Genomic DNA, 229 nt, shown 5'->3' on the forward strand with positions numbered 1-229 from the left:
ACCGTTTTGCTGTCACTCGAATTGCTCAGATAATCAATCGAGTTGTCCCTGACAGACGTACTTGATGTGCATGTACTCCTCGATGCCGTGCGTCGAACCTTCGCGGCCGTAACCGGAGTCCTTTACGCCGCCGAACGGTGCGGATTCGGCGGCGAGCGCGCCTTCGTTCACACCGACGATGCCGCTTTCGAGCGCATCCGCGAGACGCCAGATGCGGCGCACGTCCGTC

Annotated in this window: 1 protein-coding gene; it reads right to left on the bottom strand. The window is 60.3% G+C overall.

Annotation, left to right across the window (positions count from 1 at the left end):
• Positions 1–33: 33 nt before the first annotated feature.
• Positions 34–229 (bottom strand): aldehyde dehydrogenase family protein (locus SB751_RS36070; RefSeq protein ID WP_410749735.1); only part of this gene is annotated, 196 nt, incomplete at its 5' end.

The sequence above is a fragment of the Cupriavidus sp. SIMBA_020 genome (assembly GCF_046535395.1).
In the GTDB taxonomy this organism is placed as follows: Bacteria; Pseudomonadota; Gammaproteobacteria; order Burkholderiales; family Burkholderiaceae; genus Cupriavidus; species Cupriavidus campinensis.